This window comes from Streptomyces sp. NPDC048290 (genome assembly GCF_040652095.1).
GTDB lineage: Bacteria > Actinomycetota > Actinomycetes > Streptomycetales > Streptomycetaceae > Streptomyces.
This window is the reverse complement of sequence record NZ_JBEZLM010000005.1, coordinates 297,340-315,321: the sequence shown is the minus strand read 5'-3', so window position 1 is coordinate 315,321 and position 17,982 is coordinate 297,340. Positions and strand designations below refer to the sequence as shown.

The 17,982-nt window shown below is 73.2% G+C and carries 14 protein-coding genes and 1 tRNA gene; 7 read left to right on the top strand and 8 right to left on the bottom strand.

From position 1 onward, the window contains the following. Positions 1-12: 12 nt before the first annotated feature. The 4 genes from AB0D49_RS10845 to AB0D49_RS10830 all read right to left on the bottom strand — a co-directional run bounded on the left by AB0D49_RS10845 (position 13) and on the right by AB0D49_RS10830 (position 6,192). Positions 13-363, bottom strand: coding sequence for a YchJ family metal-binding protein (locus tag AB0D49_RS10845; RefSeq protein WP_362754585.1), 351 nt, complete (start codon positions 361-363; stop codon positions 13-15). 59 nt (positions 364-422) lie between these two features. Beyond that, on the bottom strand, positions 423-1,802 hold the full coding sequence (locus AB0D49_RS10840; protein ID WP_362754208.1) for a M1 family metallopeptidase: 1,380 nt from the start codon (positions 1,800-1,802) through the stop codon (positions 423-425). 69 nt (positions 1,803-1,871) lie between these two features. Beyond that, positions 1,872-5,753: a Pls/PosA family non-ribosomal peptide synthetase gene (locus AB0D49_RS10835; protein WP_362754204.1), complete on the bottom strand. Its 3,882-nt coding sequence runs from the start codon at positions 5,751-5,753 to the stop codon at positions 1,872-1,874. Positions 5,754-6,104: 351 nt separating this feature from the next. Further along, positions 6,105-6,192, bottom strand: a tRNA-Leu gene (locus AB0D49_RS10830). 222 nt (positions 6,193-6,414) lie between these two features. On the opposite strand from AB0D49_RS10830, the gene AB0D49_RS10825 reads away from it, so the two are divergent. From AB0D49_RS10825 to AB0D49_RS10815, 3 genes are all read left to right on the top strand, one after another. Next, entirely contained in the window at positions 6,415-7,740 is a 1,326-nt protein-coding gene (locus tag AB0D49_RS10825) for a M20/M25/M40 family metallo-hydrolase (RefSeq protein ID WP_362754201.1), read from the top strand. Between the two features lie 149 nt (positions 7,741-7,889). Beyond that, positions 7,890-8,123: a chaplin ChpH gene (gene chpH / locus AB0D49_RS10820; RefSeq protein WP_362754198.1), complete on the top strand. Its 234-nt coding sequence runs from the start codon at positions 7,890-7,892 to the stop codon at positions 8,121-8,123. 116 nt (positions 8,124-8,239) lie between these two features. Beyond that, on the top strand, positions 8,240-9,214 hold the full coding sequence (locus AB0D49_RS10815; RefSeq protein ID WP_362754195.1) for a chaplin family protein: 975 nt from the start codon (positions 8,240-8,242) through the stop codon (positions 9,212-9,214). A gap of 91 nt (positions 9,215-9,305) precedes the next feature. On the opposite strand, the gene AB0D49_RS10810 is transcribed toward AB0D49_RS10815, so the two are convergent. After that, positions 9,306-9,494 (bottom strand): DUF5703 family protein, encoded by a 189-nt coding sequence (locus tag AB0D49_RS10810; RefSeq protein WP_053673944.1) that lies wholly within the window; start codon positions 9,492-9,494, stop codon positions 9,306-9,308. 47 nt (positions 9,495-9,541) lie between these two features. Between AB0D49_RS10810 and AB0D49_RS10805 the strand changes: the two genes are divergently transcribed. After that, entirely contained in the window at positions 9,542-10,288 is a 747-nt protein-coding gene (locus tag AB0D49_RS10805; RefSeq protein WP_362754191.1) for a hypothetical protein, read from the top strand. A gap of 119 nt (positions 10,289-10,407) precedes the next feature. Here the strand turns inward: AB0D49_RS10805 and AB0D49_RS10800 are convergent, their stop codons facing one another. Both AB0D49_RS10800 and AB0D49_RS10795 read right to left on the bottom strand, forming a co-directional pair. Next, positions 10,408-12,672, bottom strand: a complete 2,265-nt coding sequence (locus AB0D49_RS10800; protein WP_362754188.1) for a helix-hairpin-helix domain-containing protein — start codon at positions 12,670-12,672, stop codon at positions 10,408-10,410. Beyond that, positions 12,669-13,652: an aldo/keto reductase gene (locus tag AB0D49_RS10795; protein ID WP_362754185.1), complete on the bottom strand. Its 984-nt coding sequence runs from the start codon at positions 13,650-13,652 to the stop codon at positions 12,669-12,671. The genes AB0D49_RS10800 and AB0D49_RS10795 overlap by 4 nt, the downstream gene beginning before the upstream one ends. A gap of 182 nt (positions 13,653-13,834) precedes the next feature. Between AB0D49_RS10795 and AB0D49_RS10790 the strand changes: the two genes are divergently transcribed. Then, positions 13,835-14,890 carry an LLM class F420-dependent oxidoreductase gene (locus AB0D49_RS10790; RefSeq protein WP_362754182.1) on the top strand — a complete coding sequence of 352 codons (1,056 nt, stop codon included), beginning with the start codon at positions 13,835-13,837 and terminating at the stop codon, positions 14,888-14,890. A 314-nt stretch (positions 14,891-15,204) separates the two neighbouring features. Then, a complete protein-coding gene (locus AB0D49_RS10785) occupies positions 15,205-15,993 on the top strand; it encodes a ferritin-like domain-containing protein (RefSeq protein WP_362754179.1) in 789 nt (262 codons plus the stop codon). A gap of 167 nt (positions 15,994-16,160) precedes the next feature. Here AB0D49_RS10785 and corA read toward each other — a convergent pair whose 3' ends face one another. Beyond that, complete coding sequence (gene corA, locus AB0D49_RS10780; protein WP_362754176.1) at positions 16,161-17,156, bottom strand: magnesium/cobalt transporter CorA; 996 nt, start codon at positions 17,154-17,156, stop codon at positions 16,161-16,163. 62 nt (positions 17,157-17,218) lie between these two features. Between corA and AB0D49_RS10775 the strand changes: the two genes are divergently transcribed. Further along, positions 17,219-17,905, top strand: a complete 687-nt coding sequence (locus AB0D49_RS10775; RefSeq protein WP_362754173.1) for a histidine phosphatase family protein — start codon at positions 17,219-17,221, stop codon at positions 17,903-17,905. Positions 17,906-17,982 lie beyond the last annotated feature (77 nt).

The window sequence follows — 17,982 nt, the reverse complement described above, 5'->3', positions numbered from 1 at the left end:
CCCGCCGCCCCCTCAGCCCGCCGGGAACTCCCCGTCGACGTACACCCACGCCCCGTCCACCCGCTCGAACCGGCTCCGCTCACGCAGCGCCCCGCCCCGGTACGACGCCCGGAACTCCACCACCCCGGTGCTGTGGAAGGCGCTCCCGTCGACCGTCGCCAGGATCTCCAGACCGGTCCAGCGCGTCCCCGGATCGAGGTCCAGCGTGCCGGGCCGGGTCCGCGGATGCCAGGTCCGCAGCAGATACCCCGCGTCCCCCCGTACGAAGGCGCAGTACCGCGACCGCATCAGCGCCTCCGCGGTCGGCGCGGCGGCCGTCCCCGCGTGGAACCGCCCGCAGCACTCCTCATACGGCACCGGCAGCCCGCACGGACAGCCCGCCGGGGCCGCCGACGCCCGCCGCCGCGTCGTACGCCGGCCGCTCACGCCGCCCCTCCCGCACTCGGCGGATACGGCGGCCGGGCGGGCATCCCCGGCGCCAGGGACGGCAGCGGCGGCAGCGCCGCCCCGTACACCCACGCCGCGAACAGCTCGTCCAGCGGCTCACCCGCGAAGCGCGCGGCGTGCGCGGCGAACATCGCGGTCGTCGCCGACCCGTTGCGGTACTGCGCCGTCCAGCCGCGCAGCATCCGGAAGAACGCCTCGTCGCCCAGCGCGCAGCGCAGCGCGTGCACGGCAAGGCCGCCGCGCTCGTAGAGCCGGTCGTCGAACATCAGCTTGCGGCCCGGGTCGGCCAGCCGCAGATCCTGCCGCAGCCCCGCCAGCTTCCGGTGCGCGAGGGCCGCCAGCTGCTGCGCCGGGCGCCCGCCCGACCGCTCCGACCACAGCCACTCCGCGTACTTGGCGAGCCCCTCGTTCAGCCAGATGTGCCGCCAGTCGGCGATCGACACACTGTTGCCGAACCACTGGTGGGCCAGCTCGTGCGCCACCAGCCGCTCCGCGCCCCGCACCCCGTCCACATGGTTCGCGCCGAACAGCGACAGCCCCTGCGCCTCCACCGGGACGTCCAGCTCCTCCTCCGTCACCACGACCGCGTACTCGTCGAACGGATACGGCCCGAACAGCTCCTGGAACAGCTCCATCATCTGCGGCTGCCGCGCGAAGTCCCGGGAGAACTGCGGCAGCAGCTGCGCCGGGATGTGCCCGTGCTGCGGCACCCCGCCCGGCCCCGGATCGCCCAGCAGCACCGTCTGGTACTTCCCGATCGACATCCCGACCAGATAGCTCGACGTCGGCGCCGCCTGCTCGTACACCCAGGTCGTCGTGGACGCCTTCGTCGTCCGGGTCAGCAGCCGCCCCCCGGCGACCACCGAGTACGCCGACGGCGTCGTCACCGAGATCTGGTACGACGCCTTGTCCGCGGGCCGGTCGTTGCACGGGTACCAGGACGGCGCCCCCACCGGCTGGCTGGCCACCAGCGCCCCGTCGGTCAGCTCCTCGAACCCGATCCCGCCCCAGGGACTGTTCACCGGCTTCGGATTGCCCGACCAGTGCACCTCCACCGTGAACGCGGCGCCCGCCCGGATCGCCTTCGGCGGCTTGATCCGCAGCCGCCCCCCGCGATGCGTGTAGTGCGGCTGCCGCCCGTCCACCCGGACCCGGCCGATCCGGAAGTCGGCCAGGTTCAGCTGGAAGTCGTGCAGCGCCACCCGGCCCGCTATCGCGTTGATCCGGGCCGTGCCCGCCAGCCGGTTCGGCCCCGGCCGGTAGTCCACGACCAGTTCATAGCGGTGCACCCGGAACCGGGCGTCACCATTGCCCGGAAAATACGGATCAGGACCCGCCGCCTGCTGAACTGCCACTGCCCCGCCTGCTCCCTGCCCTGTGCTCGTACGACGTACCGCGTCCCCCGCCGGGACCGCGCCCACCCCCTAACGGCGCCACGCCTCGATCGGGTTGCCCAGCCAGCGGGTGTCGTCGGGGAGGGACTCCGCCGCCATCACCAGCGACGCGGGGCCCAGGGTCGTACGGGCCCCGACCGTGGAGCCGGGCAGAACGATTCCGCCAGGACCCAGCGTCGCGCCCTCACGGAGAACCACAGTATCCGTCCGCAAGATCCGGTCGTGGAAGAGGTGAGTCTGGAGCACACAGCCCCGATTCACCGTGACCGCGTCCCCCAGCGACACCAGATCCGCCTCGGGCAGCCAGTACGACTCCAGCCACACGCCCTTCCCGATCCGCGCCCCGAGCCCGCGCATCCACAGCGTCAGCACCGGCGTGCCCGGCACCGCGCCCGCCAGCCACGGCACGCCCAGCACCTCCACGAAGGTGTCCGCCAGCTCATTGCGCCACACGAAGCTGCTCCACAGCGGATGCTCCCCGGCCCGGTGCCGCCCCACCAGCAGCCACTTCGCCAGCACCGACACCGCGCACGCCAGCACACCCGCGCCCAGCAGCACCGGCCCGCCCAGCAGCCACGCCCAGCCGCCCAGCGCGCTCAGCGCCGCCACCGTCAGCACCGCGAGCCCCGCCGAGCACAGCACCGGCAGGAACCGGCACAGCTCCACCAGCGCCCGCGCCCACAGCAGCCGCACGGGCGGCTCGTACGTCCGGCTCTGGTCCCCGTCCGACGCGCTGCGCGGCAGCTTCACCGGCGGCAGCCCCAGATACGACGTGCCCTTCTTCGCCTTCTTCGGCGTCGCCGACAACACCCCGACCAGCCCGCCGTCCGGCACGGTCCGCCCCGGCGCGGTCATCCCCGAGTTCCCGAGGAACGCCCGCCGCCCGATCTCGGCCCGCCCGATCCTTATCCAGCCCCCACCCAGCTCGTACGGCGCGGTCAGGGTGTCGTCGGCCAGGAACGCGCCCTCGCCGACCGTCGTCAGGCTCGGCAGCGCCAGCACCGTCGACACCTCGGCGCCCTTGCCGATCCGCATCCCCAGCAGCCGCAGCCACACCGGTGTGACCAGCCCCGCGTACAGCGGGAACAGCGTCTCGCGCGAGCGGTCCATCAGCTGCGTCACCGTCCACGCCTGCCAGCCGATCCGGCTGTGCGTCGGATGCGTCCCCTCCCGCAGCCCCAGGCTCAGCACCCGCACCCCGACCAGGATGAGCAGCGCGTACGCCGCCCCGAACGCCAGCGTCGCCGGGACCAGCGCCTGCGCCGCCCCCGCCAGCGCCGCGCCCAGTCCCGTGCCCGGCGCCACGAACACCCGCGCCACCAGCAGCGCCGCGAGCCCCGCCAGCACCGGCAGCAGACTCAGCGCCACACCCGTCACGCCGTACATCACCCGCCAGGACGCGCCCCGCTGCGGACGCCCCTCGGGCCAGTTCCGCTTGGCCTTGCCCAGCTTCACCGCCGGAGAGCCCGCCCAGCGCTGCCCGGTCGGCACCGTCCCGCCGACCGCCGAACCCGGCGCCACCTCGGCCCGCTTGCCGACCCGCGCCCCCGGCGCCAGCACACTGCGCGTCCCGACCACGGCGTGCGCCCCGACCTTCACCGCCCCGATCCGCAGCCGGTCCCCGTCCAGCCAGTACCCCGACAGATCCACCTCGGACTCCACCGCCGCGCCCCGCCCCAGCTTCAGCAGCCCCGTCACCGGCGGCAGCGAATGCAGATCCGCGTCCTGCCCGACCTTCGCGCCCAGCGCCCGCGCGTACCGCAGCAGCCACGCCCCGGTCAGCCCGGTCGCCCCGCTGAACTCCGCCAGCCGCTCCGCCGTCCACAGCCGCAGATGCACACTCCCGCCGCGCGGATACCGCCCCGGCTGCACCCCGCGCAGCAGCAGCCGCGCCCCGCCCGCCGCGAGCGCGATCCGCCCCGGCGGCGTGAAGAACAGCAGCGCCCCCGCGATCACCGCCCACCAGGGCGCCACCGGCAGCCACCCGTACCCGCCGGGCCCACCGAGCACATTGCCCGCCGCGGCCAGCACGACCGTCCAGCGCAGCCCCAGCAGCGAGAACAGCGGCACCAGGGCCAGCGTCTGCACGAGCTGCGCCCGCACCGGCACCGGCTCGATCTTCCGCGCGGTCGTGTCCTCCTGCGCCGCCTCCTCCAGCCGCCGCGCCAGCTTGCGCAGCGTCGGCCGCTGATAGATGTCCAGCACGGCCGCGCTCGGATACCGCGCCCGCAGCCGGGTGGTGAGCTGCGCGGCGGCCAGACTGCCGCCCCCGATCGCGAAGAAGTCGTCGGACGCGCTGGCCACCGGCGCCCCCAGCACCGCCGTCCACTGCTCGGCGAGCCACGCCTCCGTCCCGTACAACTGCTCCGCCGGACCGCCCGTCGCCAGTCCCTCCAGCGGCCACGGCAGCGCGTCCCGGTCCACCTTCCCCGACGTCCGGGTCGGCAGCTCCGCGACGGGCGCCAGCAGCGGCACCAGCGCCGCGGGCAGCCCCGCCCGCAGCTTCTGCACGGCCACCGCCGGGTCCCACCCGTCCTGCGTGACCACATACCCGACCAGCAGCTGATTGCCGCTGCGCGCGGTCCGCACGGCCGCCGCCGCGCCCGCGACCCCGGGCAGCGCCTGGAGCGCCGCGTCCACCTCACCCAGCTCGATCCGCCGCCCCCCGAGCTTGATCTGCTCGTCGGCCCGCCCGAGGAACACCAGCCCCTCGGCGTCCGCCCGCACCAGATCCCCGCTCCGGTACGCCCGCTCCCACCCCAGCGACTCCAGCGGCGCGTACTTCTCCGCGTCCTTCTCCGCGTCCAGATACCGGGCGAGCCCGACCCCCCCGATGACGAGCTGCCCACTCCCCCCCATCGGCACCGGCTCACCGCTCTCATCGACGACCGCCAGCTCCCACCCCGTCAGCGGCAGCCCGATCCGCACCGGCTCCTCCCCGGTCAGCAGCGCCGCACACGCCACCACGGTCGCCTCGGTCGGCCCGTACGTGTTCCAGACCTCCCGCCCCTCCGTCACCAGCCGCTGCGCCAGCTCCGGCGGACACGCCTCCCCACCGAAGATCAACAGCCGTACGTCGTCCAGGGTCTCCGGCTCCCACAGCGCGGCCAGCGTCGGCACCGTCGAGACGACGGTGATCTCCTGCTCCACCAGCCACGGCCCGAGATCCGCGCCGCTGCGCACCTGCGCCCGCGGCACCGGCACCAGACACGCCCCGTACCGCCAGGCCAGCCACATCTCCTCGCAGGACGCGTCGAACGCCACCGACAGCCCCGCCATCACCCGGTCCCCGGGCCCGATCGGCTCCTCCGCCAGGAACAGCGCCGCCTCGGCGTCCACGAACGCGGCGGCGCTGCGATGGCTGACCGCGACCCCCTTGGGCTTCCCGGTCGACCCGGAGGTGAAGATGATCCAGGCGTCGTCCTCGACCCCCGGCCGCGCCTCGCCCGCCGCCTCCGCTTCTTCCCCGGCCCCGCTCACCGAGTGCCCCGCGCCGATCACGGCCCGCACCCCGGCCTCGCCGAACACCAGCTCGGCCCGCTCGTCCGGGTCCTCCGCGTCCACCGGCACATACGCGGCCCCGGCCGCCAGCACCGCCAGGATCGCCACATACAAGTCATTGGTCCCGGACGGCACCCGCACCCCGACCCGGTCGCCGCGCCCGACCCCGGCCCGCGCCAGCCGCGCCCGCAGCCGCGCCACCGCCACGGCGAGCGCCCGGTAGCTCAGCCGGGCCGTCCCGTCGTCGAGCGCCGGCTCGTCGGGCCAGGACCGCACCGACGCCTCGAAGACATCGATCAGCGTGCGCGGCGCGGTCGGCTGACCGCCGGAGAAACGTGCCGTGTCACCGAACCGCTCGCGGATCTCGTCGTCGAGCAGGCCGAGAGCGTCGCTCTCGTGAATGGCTGCCATCGGGTCCTCGCGTCTCGATCCCGGAAGCCTCCGGGGCGCTGGATGGTCCGCAGGTCTGCCTGGGGTTGTCCGCCTCCAGCTCCGTAACAAGCCGGAAATTTTAGTACGACGCTAGTTTCCCCACCTGCCGACGGCCACCGGACACGGCCGTACGAGCGCCCACCCGCCCCACCGCGCCCCCTGTGACCTCGGGATCTTCAACAGAGCGAGAGATGCCCCACACGGTGCGTGAAACGCCCCCGGACGGTTCCCGCGCAGGTCTCAGCACATGTCTCAGCGCATGTCCCCGAGCATGTCTCCGCCCATGTGCCCGGACATGCAAAAGACCCCTGATCTCTCAGGGGTCCTGGCTGGTGTCCGAGGGGGGACTTGAACCCCCACGCCCGATAAAGGGCACTAGCACCTCAAGCTAGCGCGTCTGCCATTCCGCCACCCGGACAAGGTGTTTGTCGCGCGGGAATTTCCCCGTGGCGACGACGTAAACATTACCAGGCTTTCGAGTCCCCCCGATCACAGCCCCGGCCCGTCCCGCCACTCCCGTGAACGGCTGAAGTCGGACGCTGATGTCGGACGCTGATGTCGGACGGGGACCGGTCTTGGGGTCGCGGCCGGTCGGAGAGAGGATGAGGGGGTTGCCAGCAGCTATATCGGGAGGAACAGCGTGAGCCAGACGGACACCGCGGGCGGCGTCACCGGCGAGGACGAGGTCGTCGACCTGTGCCGCGAACTGATCCGGATCGACACCAGCAACTACGGCGACCACTCCGGGCCGGGAGAGCGGGCGGCGGCCGAGTACGTCGCCGAGAAGCTCGCCGAGGTCGGGCTCGAACCGAAGATCTTCGAGTCCCACAAGGGCCGGGCCTCCACGGTCGCCCGGATCGAGGGCGAGGACCCGTCCCGGCCCGCGCTGCTGATCCACGGCCACACCGACGTCGTCCCCGCCAACGCGGCGGACTGGACCCACGACCCGTTCTCCGGCGAGATCGCCGACGGCTGTGTCTGGGGCCGTGGCGCGGTCGACATGAAGGACATGGACGCGATGACCCTCGCGGTCGTCCGCGACCGGCTGCGCAGCGGGCGCAAGCCCCCGCGTGACATCGTGCTGGCCTTCCTCGCCGACGAGGAGGCCGGCGGCGCCTACGGGGCCCGCTTCCTGGTCGACAAGCACCCCGAGCTGTTCGAGGGGGTCACCGAGGCGATCGGCGAGGTCGGCGGCTTCTCCTTCACCGTCAACGAGAAGCTGCGGCTGTATCTGGTGGAGACCGCCCAGAAGGGTATGCACTGGATGCGGCTCACCGTGGACGGCACCGCCGGGCACGGCTCGATGACCAACGACGACAACGCCATCACCGAACTGTGCGAGGCCGTCGGCCGCCTCGGCCGCCACACGTGGCCGGTCCGCGTCACCAAGACCGTACGGTCCTTCCTGGACGAGCTGTCCGACGCGCTCGGCACCGAACTCGACCCCGAGAACATGGACGAGACGCTCGCCAAGCTCGGCGGCATCGCCAAGATGGTCGGCGCCACCCTGCGCAACTCGGCGGCCCCCACCATGCTCGGCGCCGGGTACAAGGTGAACGTCATCCCCGGCCAGGCCACCGCCCATGTCGACGGCCGCTTCCTGCCCGGCTACGAGGAGGAGTTCCTCGCCGACCTCGACCGCATCCTCGGCCCGCGCGTGCGCCGCGAGGACGTGCACGGCGACAAGGCGCTGGAGACCGACTTCGACGGCAAGCTGGTCGACGCCATGCAGCTCGCCCTCGGCGCCGAGGACCCGATCGCCCGCGCGGTGCCCTACATGCTCTCCGGCGGCACCGACGCCAAGTCCTTCGACGACCTCGGCATCCGCTGCTTCGGCTTCGCCCCCCTCAAGCTCCCCCCGGAGCTGGACTTCGCGGGCATGTTCCACGGCGTCGACGAGCGGGTCCCGGTGGAGGGCCTCCAGTTCGGCGTCCGCGTCCTGGACCGCTTCATCGACGCCTCCTGACCCGCCACCGGCCCCCCGGATTCGTCCATGTGTACGGCGCTCACCGGGACGAGTGAATGCGCTCATCAGGTCGTAGCCCTAATGCGCGCCCCTCGTTACTGGTGTTGCGATCCGCGGTACGGGATCGCTTTTGCCAACAAGGAGGAATAATGATCAAGAAGGTCGTCGCCGCTGCGGCTGCCACTGGTGGGCTGGTTCTCGCGGGCGCGGGCCTGGCCGTTGCCGACTCCGGTGCCCAGGGTGCCGCGGTGCACTCCCCGGGTGTCGCCTCCGGCAACGTCGTCCAGGTTCCGGTGCACGTCCCGGTGAACGTCTGCGGCAACACGATCTCGGTGATCGGGCTGCTGAACCCCGCCTTCGGCAACACCTGCATCAACAAGTGACGTTGCGTCTCGCCCGATGAGGGTCTGAGCCTTCGGCCCCGGAGCGCCCGCCGCGCTCCGGGGCCGATCGCGTTCTTCCCCCCGCTTCTCACATGTCGAAGGCAGGAATCTCAGCAATGCGACAGGTCACCCGCAAGGGTCTGATGACCGTGGCCGCCGCGACCGGTGTGCTCGCCGCCGCGGGCGGCACGGCCCACGCCGACTCCGGCGCCTTAGGCGCCGCCACCGACTCACCCGGCGTACTCTCCGGGAACTCGGTACAGGCGCCGGTGCACGCGCCGGTCAATGTCTGCGGCAACACCGTGAACGTCGTCGGGCTCCTCAACCCGGCGATGGGCAACGCGTGTGTCAACCAGGGAGCGGGACCGTCCGCCGGCCCGGGGAATGCCGGCGGCTCCCACACCCGGGGCCACACCACCGACTCACCCGGTGTCGCCTCCGGCAACCATGTCGAGGCACCCGTGTACGCCCCCGTCAACGTCTGCGGCAACACCGTGGACATCATCGGCATCGGCAACTCCACGACGGGCAACGAGTGCGCCAACACGGGGGGCGAGGGGGACGGGGGGTACGGCGAGCAGCCGGGCACGCCGGGGAACCCTGGCAACCCCGGTAACCCCGGCAATCCTGGTGAGCCGGGGAATCCCGGTAACCCGGGCAATCCCGGGAATCCGGGTCAGCCGGGTGAGCCCGGGAATCCCGGCAACCCTGGGAATCCGGGCAATCCCGGTCAGCCTGGTGAGCCCGGCAATCCCGGTACGCCAGGTACGCCCGGCAACCCTGGTACTCCGGGCAACCCCGGGAATCCGGGTCAGCCCGGCAACCCGGGTACTCCAGGTACCCCCGGCAACCCCGTCGAGCCCGGCACCCCGACCGGTCCCGCCGGTCCCGGCACCGGCCCGCACGGCACCCCCGGAACCCCGGTCACCCCCGGGAACTGGCCCGGGACGCGGTCCGTCGTGCAGCCGCACGCCGCCGCCCAGCTCGCGCAGACCGGTGGCTCGGTGCCGCTCGGCGCCGCCGCCTCGCTGGCCGCGGGCGCGCTGCTCGCGGGCGCGGTGATCTACCGCCGGGCGCGGATCTCGGCCTGACCGGGCCGCCGCCCCTGACGCGCGGATCGATGAGGGAGCGGGCCCCGCCTACGACGGGGCCTGTTCCTTGTGTGCCGCCGTTCCCGTCCCGCTACCAGGTCGCCCGTACCTGGCGGATGATCCGGCGCCGCAGCCGCACCCGCCGACTGCCGTCACGCAGCAGGCTCAGTCGGTACAACTCCCAGTGCCCGTACTCGGCGTGGTCGGTCAGCAGACGTGCTGCTTCCTTGCGGGAGACCCCGCGCGGCACGTACACGTCGACAAATTCGTATTCCGGCATCGCATCTATTGTGCGGGCTGGCCCCCCGTACGGATAGCGTCTGCACTATGTCTGATGCTGCGCAGCCCACCGCTGCCGAGGTACGTGCCGCCGCCGAGGCGGTCAAGACCGCGCTCGACCGCCACCTGGCCGCGGTCGAACGCCGGTCCGAGGAGGACGACCAGGCCGTCTACGAGGCGTTCAACGAGCTGGCCGCGGCGGCGGAGGCGTACGACGAGCTGCTCTACGACCGCTATGACGAGGTCACGCCCTTCGAGATCCCCGGCGCGGAGGACTCGCTGCCGCCCTACACCGGTCCCGAGGAGCCGAACGCGCTGAGCGTGCTGATCCGCCGGGACTACGCGGTCGCGGAGCCGCAGCGGCTGCTGGCCCAGGCGCAGCGGATCGAGGCGGTGGACCAGGAGGACGGCGCCGAGGGCGACCGGGCGGCGGGCACCCTGCACGGGGCGCTGGGCGTGCTGTTCGGTGAGTACGAACCGGACGAGATCGCCTCCCGGCACAAGGAGTTCGGTCTGGAGGAGGGCGACTCCACGCTGTGGGTGACCGCGGCGGATGAGTCGGCCGACCCGGGGGAGTGGCTGGACGCCCCGTTCGACCAGGTCGACCCGCAGCGGGTGGTGTGCCGCTTCGACGTCAGCTCGGTCTTCGACGAGGACGACACGGACGTGGATGACGAGGACGACGAGGGCGACGAGGACGGTGACGAAGGGGCCGAGGTGGATCTCGACGGTGTGGAGCTGGACGCGCTGGACGAGGACGAGGACCTGGAGCCCTTGGACGCGGACCGGCGTTAGCCGCCGGTGACCGGTGGGTGTGCGGCGGTGGCCGGGAGCGATGTGCTCCCGGCCACCGCCGTCGCCCTGTCCGCCCCTGTCCGCCCCTGTCTGGCCCTGTCTGGCCCTGTCTGGCCCGGTCAGCCCTCCGTCGGCACCTGGGGGCGCAGCAGCACCGGCAGCCGGGTGGTGCGGGGCTTGGCGGTGGCCTCGGCGACGGCTCTGGGCAGGGCCTGCTCCACGCCGTGGACGACGGACAGATGGCGGTCGGCCCGGCCGAACGCGGTGTAGATCCAGGGTCGGCTGAGGCTCTGCGCGGCGTCCCCGGGGAGCACCACGACCACGGCGGGCCAGCGGGAGCCCACGGCCTGGTGCGCGGTGAGCGCCCAGCCGTGCCGCACGGTGGGGGCGACCCGGTCCTTGGGGACGACGATCCGCTCGCCCGCGCAGGACAGGTGCAGTCCCTCGGTGTCCGCCGTGACGACCGTGCCCGGCACCGCGCGGCCCGGCGCCGGGGCGTGGACGATCCGGTCGCCGGGGTCGAAGCCGCCGAACCGGCCGGGGCCGGGATTGAGCCGTTCCTTGAGGGCCGTGTTCAGGGCGCGGGTCCCGGCGGCGCCGCCGTGTCCCGGGGTGACGACCACCGTCTGCTCGGGGGGCACGCCGATCGCGCGGGGCACGGAGTCGGCGACCAGCTGGACCGTGCGGTGCACGGCCTCGCCCGCGTCCCGTACGGGCACGATGACGATCTCCTTGCCGGGCGCCTCCACTTGGTGCAGCTCGCCGACGCCGATGCCCGACACCAGCTCGCCCAGCGGGCCGGGGTCGGGGCGGCGGGAGGCGATCTGCGGGCAGTGCCGGGTGGCCAGCAGATCGGCGAAGACCCGGCCGGGGCCCGCCGACCACAGCACCGCCGGGTCACCGGCCAGCACCAGCCGGGCGCCGTCCGGCAGTGACTCGGTGAGCAGCGCGGCGGCCTCCACGTCCAGCTGCGGCGCGTCCAGCACGATCAGCAGGTCCAGGTCGAGCGCCCCGTCCGGGTCCCGCCCCGGGCCGTGGGCGCCGGACAGCAGTGCCGCGACCGTGGTCGCCTCCGGCGTCGTCCCGGGCGTGTCGCCCTCGCCGCCGGTCAGCCGGGCCGCGAAGCGCTCCCGGCCGTCCGGGGTGTGGGCCGCCGCCCAGGCGCGCAGTCCCAGGGCGGCTGCCGCGGTCAGCAGGGCGGCCGGTTCGGCGAGGGATGCCTCGGCGCCGGTGTGCAGCACCAGGCCGTGGCCCGCGACCGCGCGGATCAGCTCGGCGGCGGCCCCCTCGGCGGCCCCGGCGGCCCGCTCCCAGTCGTCGGCCGAACCGTCCTGCTTGGGCACGGAGTTGATCAGTCGGGCCAGTCCGTCGGCGAGGCTCTCCTCGGCGAGCGCGTACCGCTCCAGGCCGACCAGGACCCGGACCGGGCGCTCCTCCTCGCCGTCGTCGCCGTCGCCGGTCGTGGCGGCTGCGGGCTCGTCCAGGGCGTCCTGGAAGACGAGGGCCTCGCCCTCCGCGAGGGCGTTCTGCACGGCCTCGTCCGGGTCGGGGACCCCGTACCGGGTCAGGGTGGTGAGCAGGGCGGGCAGGTCGAGCGCGGTGTGTCCGGCGAGCGCGGCCTGCTCCAGCAGCCAGCACACCACCGCGCGGCCCCGCCGTTCGTCGTCCGGGCCGCACTCGGTGCCCAGCAGCGCCCGCGCGAATCCGTCCGCCTGCTCGGGCCGCACTCCGGTGACCCGCAGCAGCCGCCAGGGGTCCTCGCGCAGCAGTGCGGGCGCGTCCTCGCCGAGGGTCTCGGCGGTCTGCGCGGCGAGCGTGGCGGGGGCGCCGCCGTCGGCCAGCACCTGCCCGACGGCCGTGACCGCGTCCGCCGTGGGGCCCGCGGGCGACGCGGCGGGCACCGGCTCGGGGCGGCGGACCGGCGCGGGCGCGGGGGCGGGGCGGCGCGGGGCCGGTTCGGGTCCGGGGAACGCGCTCGCCGAGGGCTTCTCGCCGCTCTCCACCGCACGGACCGCCGCCAGTAGATCCGCCGCCGTACCGCTGAGCTTGGCGCCGCTGTCGATGGGGCCCGCGCGCTCGGCCCTGCGGCGCTCGATCCGCTCCCGCTCCACCTGCTGCGCGGCCAGCTCGGCCGCGGCCTCGGAGCGGTCGCCGGGATTCTGGGCGGTGGCGTCCGTGTCGGTGTCCTGGGCGGTGGCGCCGGACTCCTCGGTGCCGGGGTCCTCCGTGCCGGTGCCGGTGCCGGGGTCCTCCGTGCCGGGGTCGGGGTCCTGGGCGGTCGCGTCGGGGTCCTGTGCGTCGCCGGCCGGGGTGTCCGGTGTGTCCGGGGTCTCGGGGGCGTCCTCGCCGGGGCCCTCCGGCGTGCTCTCCGGCTCCGTGCTCACAGCGTGCTCCAGTCGTGATCGGGATAGCGGTGCACGGGTGCCGACACATCGTCGAGCGCCCGGCAGATCTCGTCAGGAAGACTAAGCGCCTCCACTGACAATGCGGCGCTGAGCTGCTGCGCGTTGCGCGTGCCGACGATCGGCGCGGTCACTCCGGGCCGGTCCCTGACCCAGGCGAGGGCGATCTGGAGCGGGGTCACCGCGAGTCCGTCGGCGGCCGTGGTCACCGCGTCCACGATCCGGCTGGCGGTGTCGTCGAGATAGGGCTCCACGAACGGGGCCAGGTGCTCCGAAGCGCCGCGCGAGTCCGGCGGCAGGCCCTCGCGGTACTTGCCGGTGAGCACCCCGCGCCCGAGCGGCGAGGACGGCAGCAGGCCGATCCCGAGGTCCAGCGCGGCCGGCAGCACCTCGCGCTCCACCCCGCGCTGGAGCAGCGAGTACTCCATCTGCGTACTGGACAGCCGGGTGCGGGTGCCGGGGGCGGCGAGTTGCCAGGTGGCGGCCTTGGCGAGCTGCCAGCCGCAGAAGTTGGACACCCCGGCGTAGCGGGCGCGTCCGCTGGCGACGGCGAGATCGAGGGCCTGGAGGGTCTCCTCCATGGGCGTGTCGGGGTCGTAGGCGTGGATGTGCCACAGGTCGACATGGTCCGTGCCGAGGCGGGCGAGGGAGGCGTCGAGGGCGGCGAGCAGATGGCCGCGCGAGCCGTTGAACCGGCGGTCCGGGTCGGGCACGCTGCCCGCCTTGGTGGAGAGCACGAAGTCCCGGCGCGGAACGAGGCCCTCCATGAGGCGCCCGAGCAGATATTCGGCCTCTCCGTCGCCGTACACGTCCGCCGTGTCGATCAGGTTCCCGCCCGCCTCCCAGAAGGTCTTCAAGAGGTCCGCCGCGTCGTGCTCGTCGGTGTCTCTGCCCCAGGTGAGGGTGCCGAGTCCGATGCGGGACACGCGCAGGCCGGTGCGGCCGAGATGCCTCTGCTCCATGAACGCCGAGAGTACTGGCCAGAACTGGTGCCGTGGGTTGCCGGTGGACAACGGGTTCCGTCCCGCCCGCGCTGGTCGGGCCGCCCGGCGCGACGCTCGTCACAGCCGTCTCGCCCCCGGCTCCGGCCCGCGCTAGGGTCTGCGGACACAGGGACGTTACTGATCAGTAAGGGGATGCGGTCATGCAGCTCGGGATCAACCTCGGCTACTGGGGCGCCGGGATGGACGCGGACAACCTCGCCGTCGCCAAGGAGGCCGACCGGCTCGGGTACGCGGTGTGCTGGGCCGCCGAGGCGTACGGCTCGGACGCGGCCACCGTACTGACCTGGGTCGCCGCCCAGACCGAACGGATCGACGTCGGCTCGGCCATCTTCCAGATCCCGGCCCGCCAGCCCGCCATGACGGCCATGACCGCCGCCACCCTCGACTCGCTGTCCGGCGGCCGGTTCCGCCTCGGCCTCGGCGTCTCCGGCCCCCAGGTCTCCGAGGGCTGGTACGGCGTCAAGTTCGACAAGCCGCTCTCCCGGACCCGCGAGTACGTGGAGATCGTCCGCAAGGCGATGAGCCGCGAACGCCTCTCCCACGACGGCGAGCACTGGACCCTGCCGCTGCCCGGCGGCCCCGGCAAGCCCCTCAAGCTCACCGTGCACCCCGAGCGCGAGCACATCCCGCTCTACATCGCCGCGATCGGCCCGAAGAACCTGGAGCAGACCGGCGAGATCGCCGAGGGCGCCCTGCTCATCTTCCCGTCCGCCGACCACCTGGAGGACACCGCCCTGAAGTACCTCCGCGCGGGACGCGAGAAGGCCGGCAAGACCCTGGACGGCTTCGACGTCTGCCCGACCCTGCCGCTCGCCCTCGGCGACGACAAGGACGTCGCCGCCCTCGCCGACACGTTCCGTCCCTACACCGCGCTCTATGTCGGCGGTATGGGCAGCGCCAAGCAGAACTTCTACAACCAGCTCGCCCGCCGCATGGGCTACGAGCAGGCCGCCGCCGAGATCCAGGAGAAGTACCTCTCCGGCGACAAGCAGGGCGCCGCGGCGGCCGTACCGCACGACCTGATCGACTCCACCGCCCTGCTCGGCTCCGTCGACCGCATCGCCGACCGGATGACGGCGTACGCGGCGGCCGGGGTCACCACCCTCACGCTCGCCCCGGCCGGGTTCACCCTGGACGAGCGACTCGCCGCGCTGCGCGCCGGGACCGAGGCCCTGGAGCGCGCCGGGCTCGCATGACACGGCGTCACGGGACGTGACGGGGCCCGGGAGGCGGGGGAGGGGGGATGTTCCGCGGCCGTGGTGGGGGCTCGGGGGTCTTCCCCGCCACGGCCGTCACGGCGTACAACGCGCCGGGGCGGGCCCGGTTACGCCCCCGCGCGGCACCCGCGTCCGTCATTTGGCGGAGTTGTCGGACACACCTGTTGCACCACCACTGCGTGGGCATTTGACTCGTTCTCCGTGGAGTTCTTTCGTGGAGTCGTGCTGTGAGTTCTTCTGCGCGTTCTTCTGTGCGTTCTTCCGTGCGGGGTTCCCCCAGAGAGGTGCCTCAGATGCTTTCGGCCAAGAGCCTGTTCCAGGAGATCCTCGACAACGACGAGTCCTTCCGGCTGTTCTGCTCCATCGCCGCCAGCGGTGAGTCGCAGGGCGGCTGGGAGAACGCCCGGATCGCCGCGCTGGTCCCCGCGAGCGAACGGGACCTCGCCCCCAAGATCACCCGGCACGGCGCGGACGAGGACAAGCACGGGCGGATCTTCCACGCCCTGATGAAGAAGCGCGGCCTCGAACCCGTCGACGTCCCCCCGGCGACCGACTACACCATGCTCCTGGAACGCAGCGGGATCGGCCTCGCCCACGAGAAGCTCAAGACCGACCAGGCGCTCACCCTGCCGGACATCATCACCTACCTCGCCCACAGCCGGGTCACCGAGCAGCGCGCCTCGGAGCAGATGGACATGCTCCGCGCCCACTTCGGCGACCACCCCGACGTCGGCCGCGCGGTCCGGATGATCTCGAACGACGAGGACAACCACCTCGCCTACTGCCACGAGGAGCTGCTCCGCTACGCCGCCGCGGGCCACGGCCGCGCCATCCAGCGCACCCTGCGTACCTGTGCGCTGGCCGAGATCCGGGTCTACCGGGACGTCAGCCTCGCCGTCATGGCCCACATGGGACGCGTCCTCGGCTGGTCCCGCCCCAAGGCGGCCGTCCTCGCCTCCGGCATCCACGCCGTCTATCTCTACGAGCGGCTCGGCGGCTGGCGCCGGATGGTCTCCCTGCGGATGCCGGAGCGCCGGGACGCCCTCGGCGGGCCCGCGGGCGCCGCGCCCGAGTTCGCCTGAACGGCGCCGGACGACACGCCGGTCCCCGCGCGTGGACGCCACGCCGGTCCCCGCGTCTGGACGACACGCCGGAGACGTCCCCTACGACACGCCGTACGCCCCCGCCGTAAGACACCGGGCGCGCCCCCGCGCGGTACCCGCTTCCGAACCCGCACCCATAGCGCGCCCTACAGCCACCCGCGCCGTTTGAACGTCCGGTACAGCACCGTCACCAGCGCCCCCATCAGGGCGATGACCGCCGGGTAGGACCAGATCCAGTGCAGCTCCGGCATGTGGTCGAAGTTCATGCCGTAGATGCCCGCGATCATCGTCGGCACCGCCGCCATCGCCGCCCAGGCGGAGATCTTCCGCATGTCGTCGTTCTGCCGCACGCTCATCTGCGCCAGATGCGCCGACAGGATGTCCGACACCAGCCGGTCCAGGCTCTCCACGGCCTCGTTCACCCGGGCGAGATGGTCGTTGACATCCCGGAAGTACGGCCGCGCCTTGTCGTTCACGAACGGCACCGACCCGCCGAACGGGCCCAGCCCCGCCAGCCGGGTCAGCGGCAGCACCAGCGGCACCGACGCCCGGCGGAACTCCAGCACCTGCCGCTTGAAGGCGTAGATCCGCATCGCCGCGTTGCGTGAACTGCCGCCGTCCGGGGAGAACACCTCGGCCTCCAGCTCCTCCAGATCGGTCTGGAGCTCCCCGGCCACGTCCAGATAGTGGTCGACCACCGCGTCCGCGATGACGTACACCACCGCCGTGGGGCCCTTGCCCAGCAGCTTGGGATCGCCCTCCAGCCGGTGCCGGACGGCCGCCAGGGGAGCGCCCTCACCATGCCGGACGGTCACCACGAAGGCGTCCCCGATGAAGATCATCACCTCACCGGTGGTGACGGTGTCGCCCTCCGGCTCGTACAGGACCGGCTTCAGCACCAGGAACAGCGAGTCGTCGAACACCTCCAGCTTGGGCCGCTGATGCGCCTTCAGCGCGTCCTCCACGGCCAGCGGATGCAGCCCGAACTCCTCCGTGACCAGGTCGAACTCGCCCGGCGTCGGCTCGTACAGCCCGATCCACACGAAACCGCCGCCCGCGCGGGCCTCCGCCAGAGCCGCCGAGAAGTCCTCCGGCGCCTCCGCGCGGCGCCCGTCCCGGTAGATGGCGCAGTCCACGATCACCCTGCGTATTCTCCCGCCACCGCCCGGCCACCGCACGCGCGGCTGCGCCTACCCTGGGCGGCATGCCCACGCTGATCCTGGTCCGGCACGGACGCTCCACCGCCAACACCGCGGGACTGCTCGCCGGCTGGACGCCCGGCGTCACCCTCGACGACCGAGGCCGCGCACAGGCCGCCGGCCTGCCCGGACGCCTCTCCGCCCTGCCCCTCGCCGAGATCGTCACCAGCCCCCTCCAGCGCTGCCGGGAGACCGTCCGGCCGCTCTCGGAGGCCCGCCCCGCCCTCACCGTCCACGAGGACGACCGCATCGGCGAGGCCCACTACGGCGACTGGACCGGCCGCAAGCTGGCCGAACTCAACGACGAACCGATGATGAGGGTCGTCCAGGGCCACCCCTCCGCCGTCGCCTTCCCTGGCGGCGAGTCCATGCGCGCCATGTCCACCCGGGCCGCCGAGGCCGTACGGGAGTGGAACGTCCGGGTGGAGCGCGACCACGGGGCCGACGCCGTGTACCTGATGTGCTCGCACGGCGACATCATCAAGGCGCTGGTCGCCGACGCACTCGGACTTCATCTCGACCTCTTCCAGCGGATCTCCGTCGAGCCCTGCTCGATCACCGTGATCCGGTACACCCGGCTGCGGCCCTACCTGGTGCGGCTCGGCGACACCGGCGACTTCGCCTCCCTGGCGCCCCACGAGACACCGCCGGAGGGGGACGCCCCGGTGGGGGGCGGTGCGGGCGCACCGTGATCGTCGGCCGCAGTAGGGTTGAGCGGTCGCGGTAGCCGCCACCGACCCCCCACGGCCCGTGCCCCACGACCGCCCGA

Coding starts and splice junctions, on each gene's coding strand:
- AB0D49_RS10835 (WP_362754204.1), bottom strand. CDS start 5,753: ATGGCAGCCATTCACGAGAGCGACGCTCTCGGCCTGCTCGACGACGAG.
- chpH (WP_362754198.1), top strand. CDS start 7,890: ATGATCAAGAAGGTCGTCGCCGCTGCGGCTGCCACTGGTGGGCTGGTT.
- AB0D49_RS10815 (WP_362754195.1), top strand. CDS start 8,240: ATGCGACAGGTCACCCGCAAGGGTCTGATGACCGTGGCCGCCGCGACC.
- AB0D49_RS10810 (WP_053673944.1), bottom strand. CDS start 9,494: ATGCCGGAATACGAATTTGTCGACGTGTACGTGCCGCGCGGGGTCTCC.
- AB0D49_RS10805 (WP_362754191.1), top strand. CDS start 9,542: ATGTCTGATGCTGCGCAGCCCACCGCTGCCGAGGTACGTGCCGCCGCC.
- AB0D49_RS10795 (WP_362754185.1), bottom strand. CDS start 13,652: ATGGAGCAGAGGCATCTCGGCCGCACCGGCCTGCGCGTGTCCCGCATC.
- AB0D49_RS10790 (WP_362754182.1), top strand. CDS start 13,835: ATGCAGCTCGGGATCAACCTCGGCTACTGGGGCGCCGGGATGGACGCG.
- AB0D49_RS10785 (WP_362754179.1), top strand. CDS start 15,205: ATGCTTTCGGCCAAGAGCCTGTTCCAGGAGATCCTCGACAACGACGAG.
- AB0D49_RS10775 (WP_362754173.1), top strand. CDS start 17,219: ATGCCCACGCTGATCCTGGTCCGGCACGGACGCTCCACCGCCAACACC.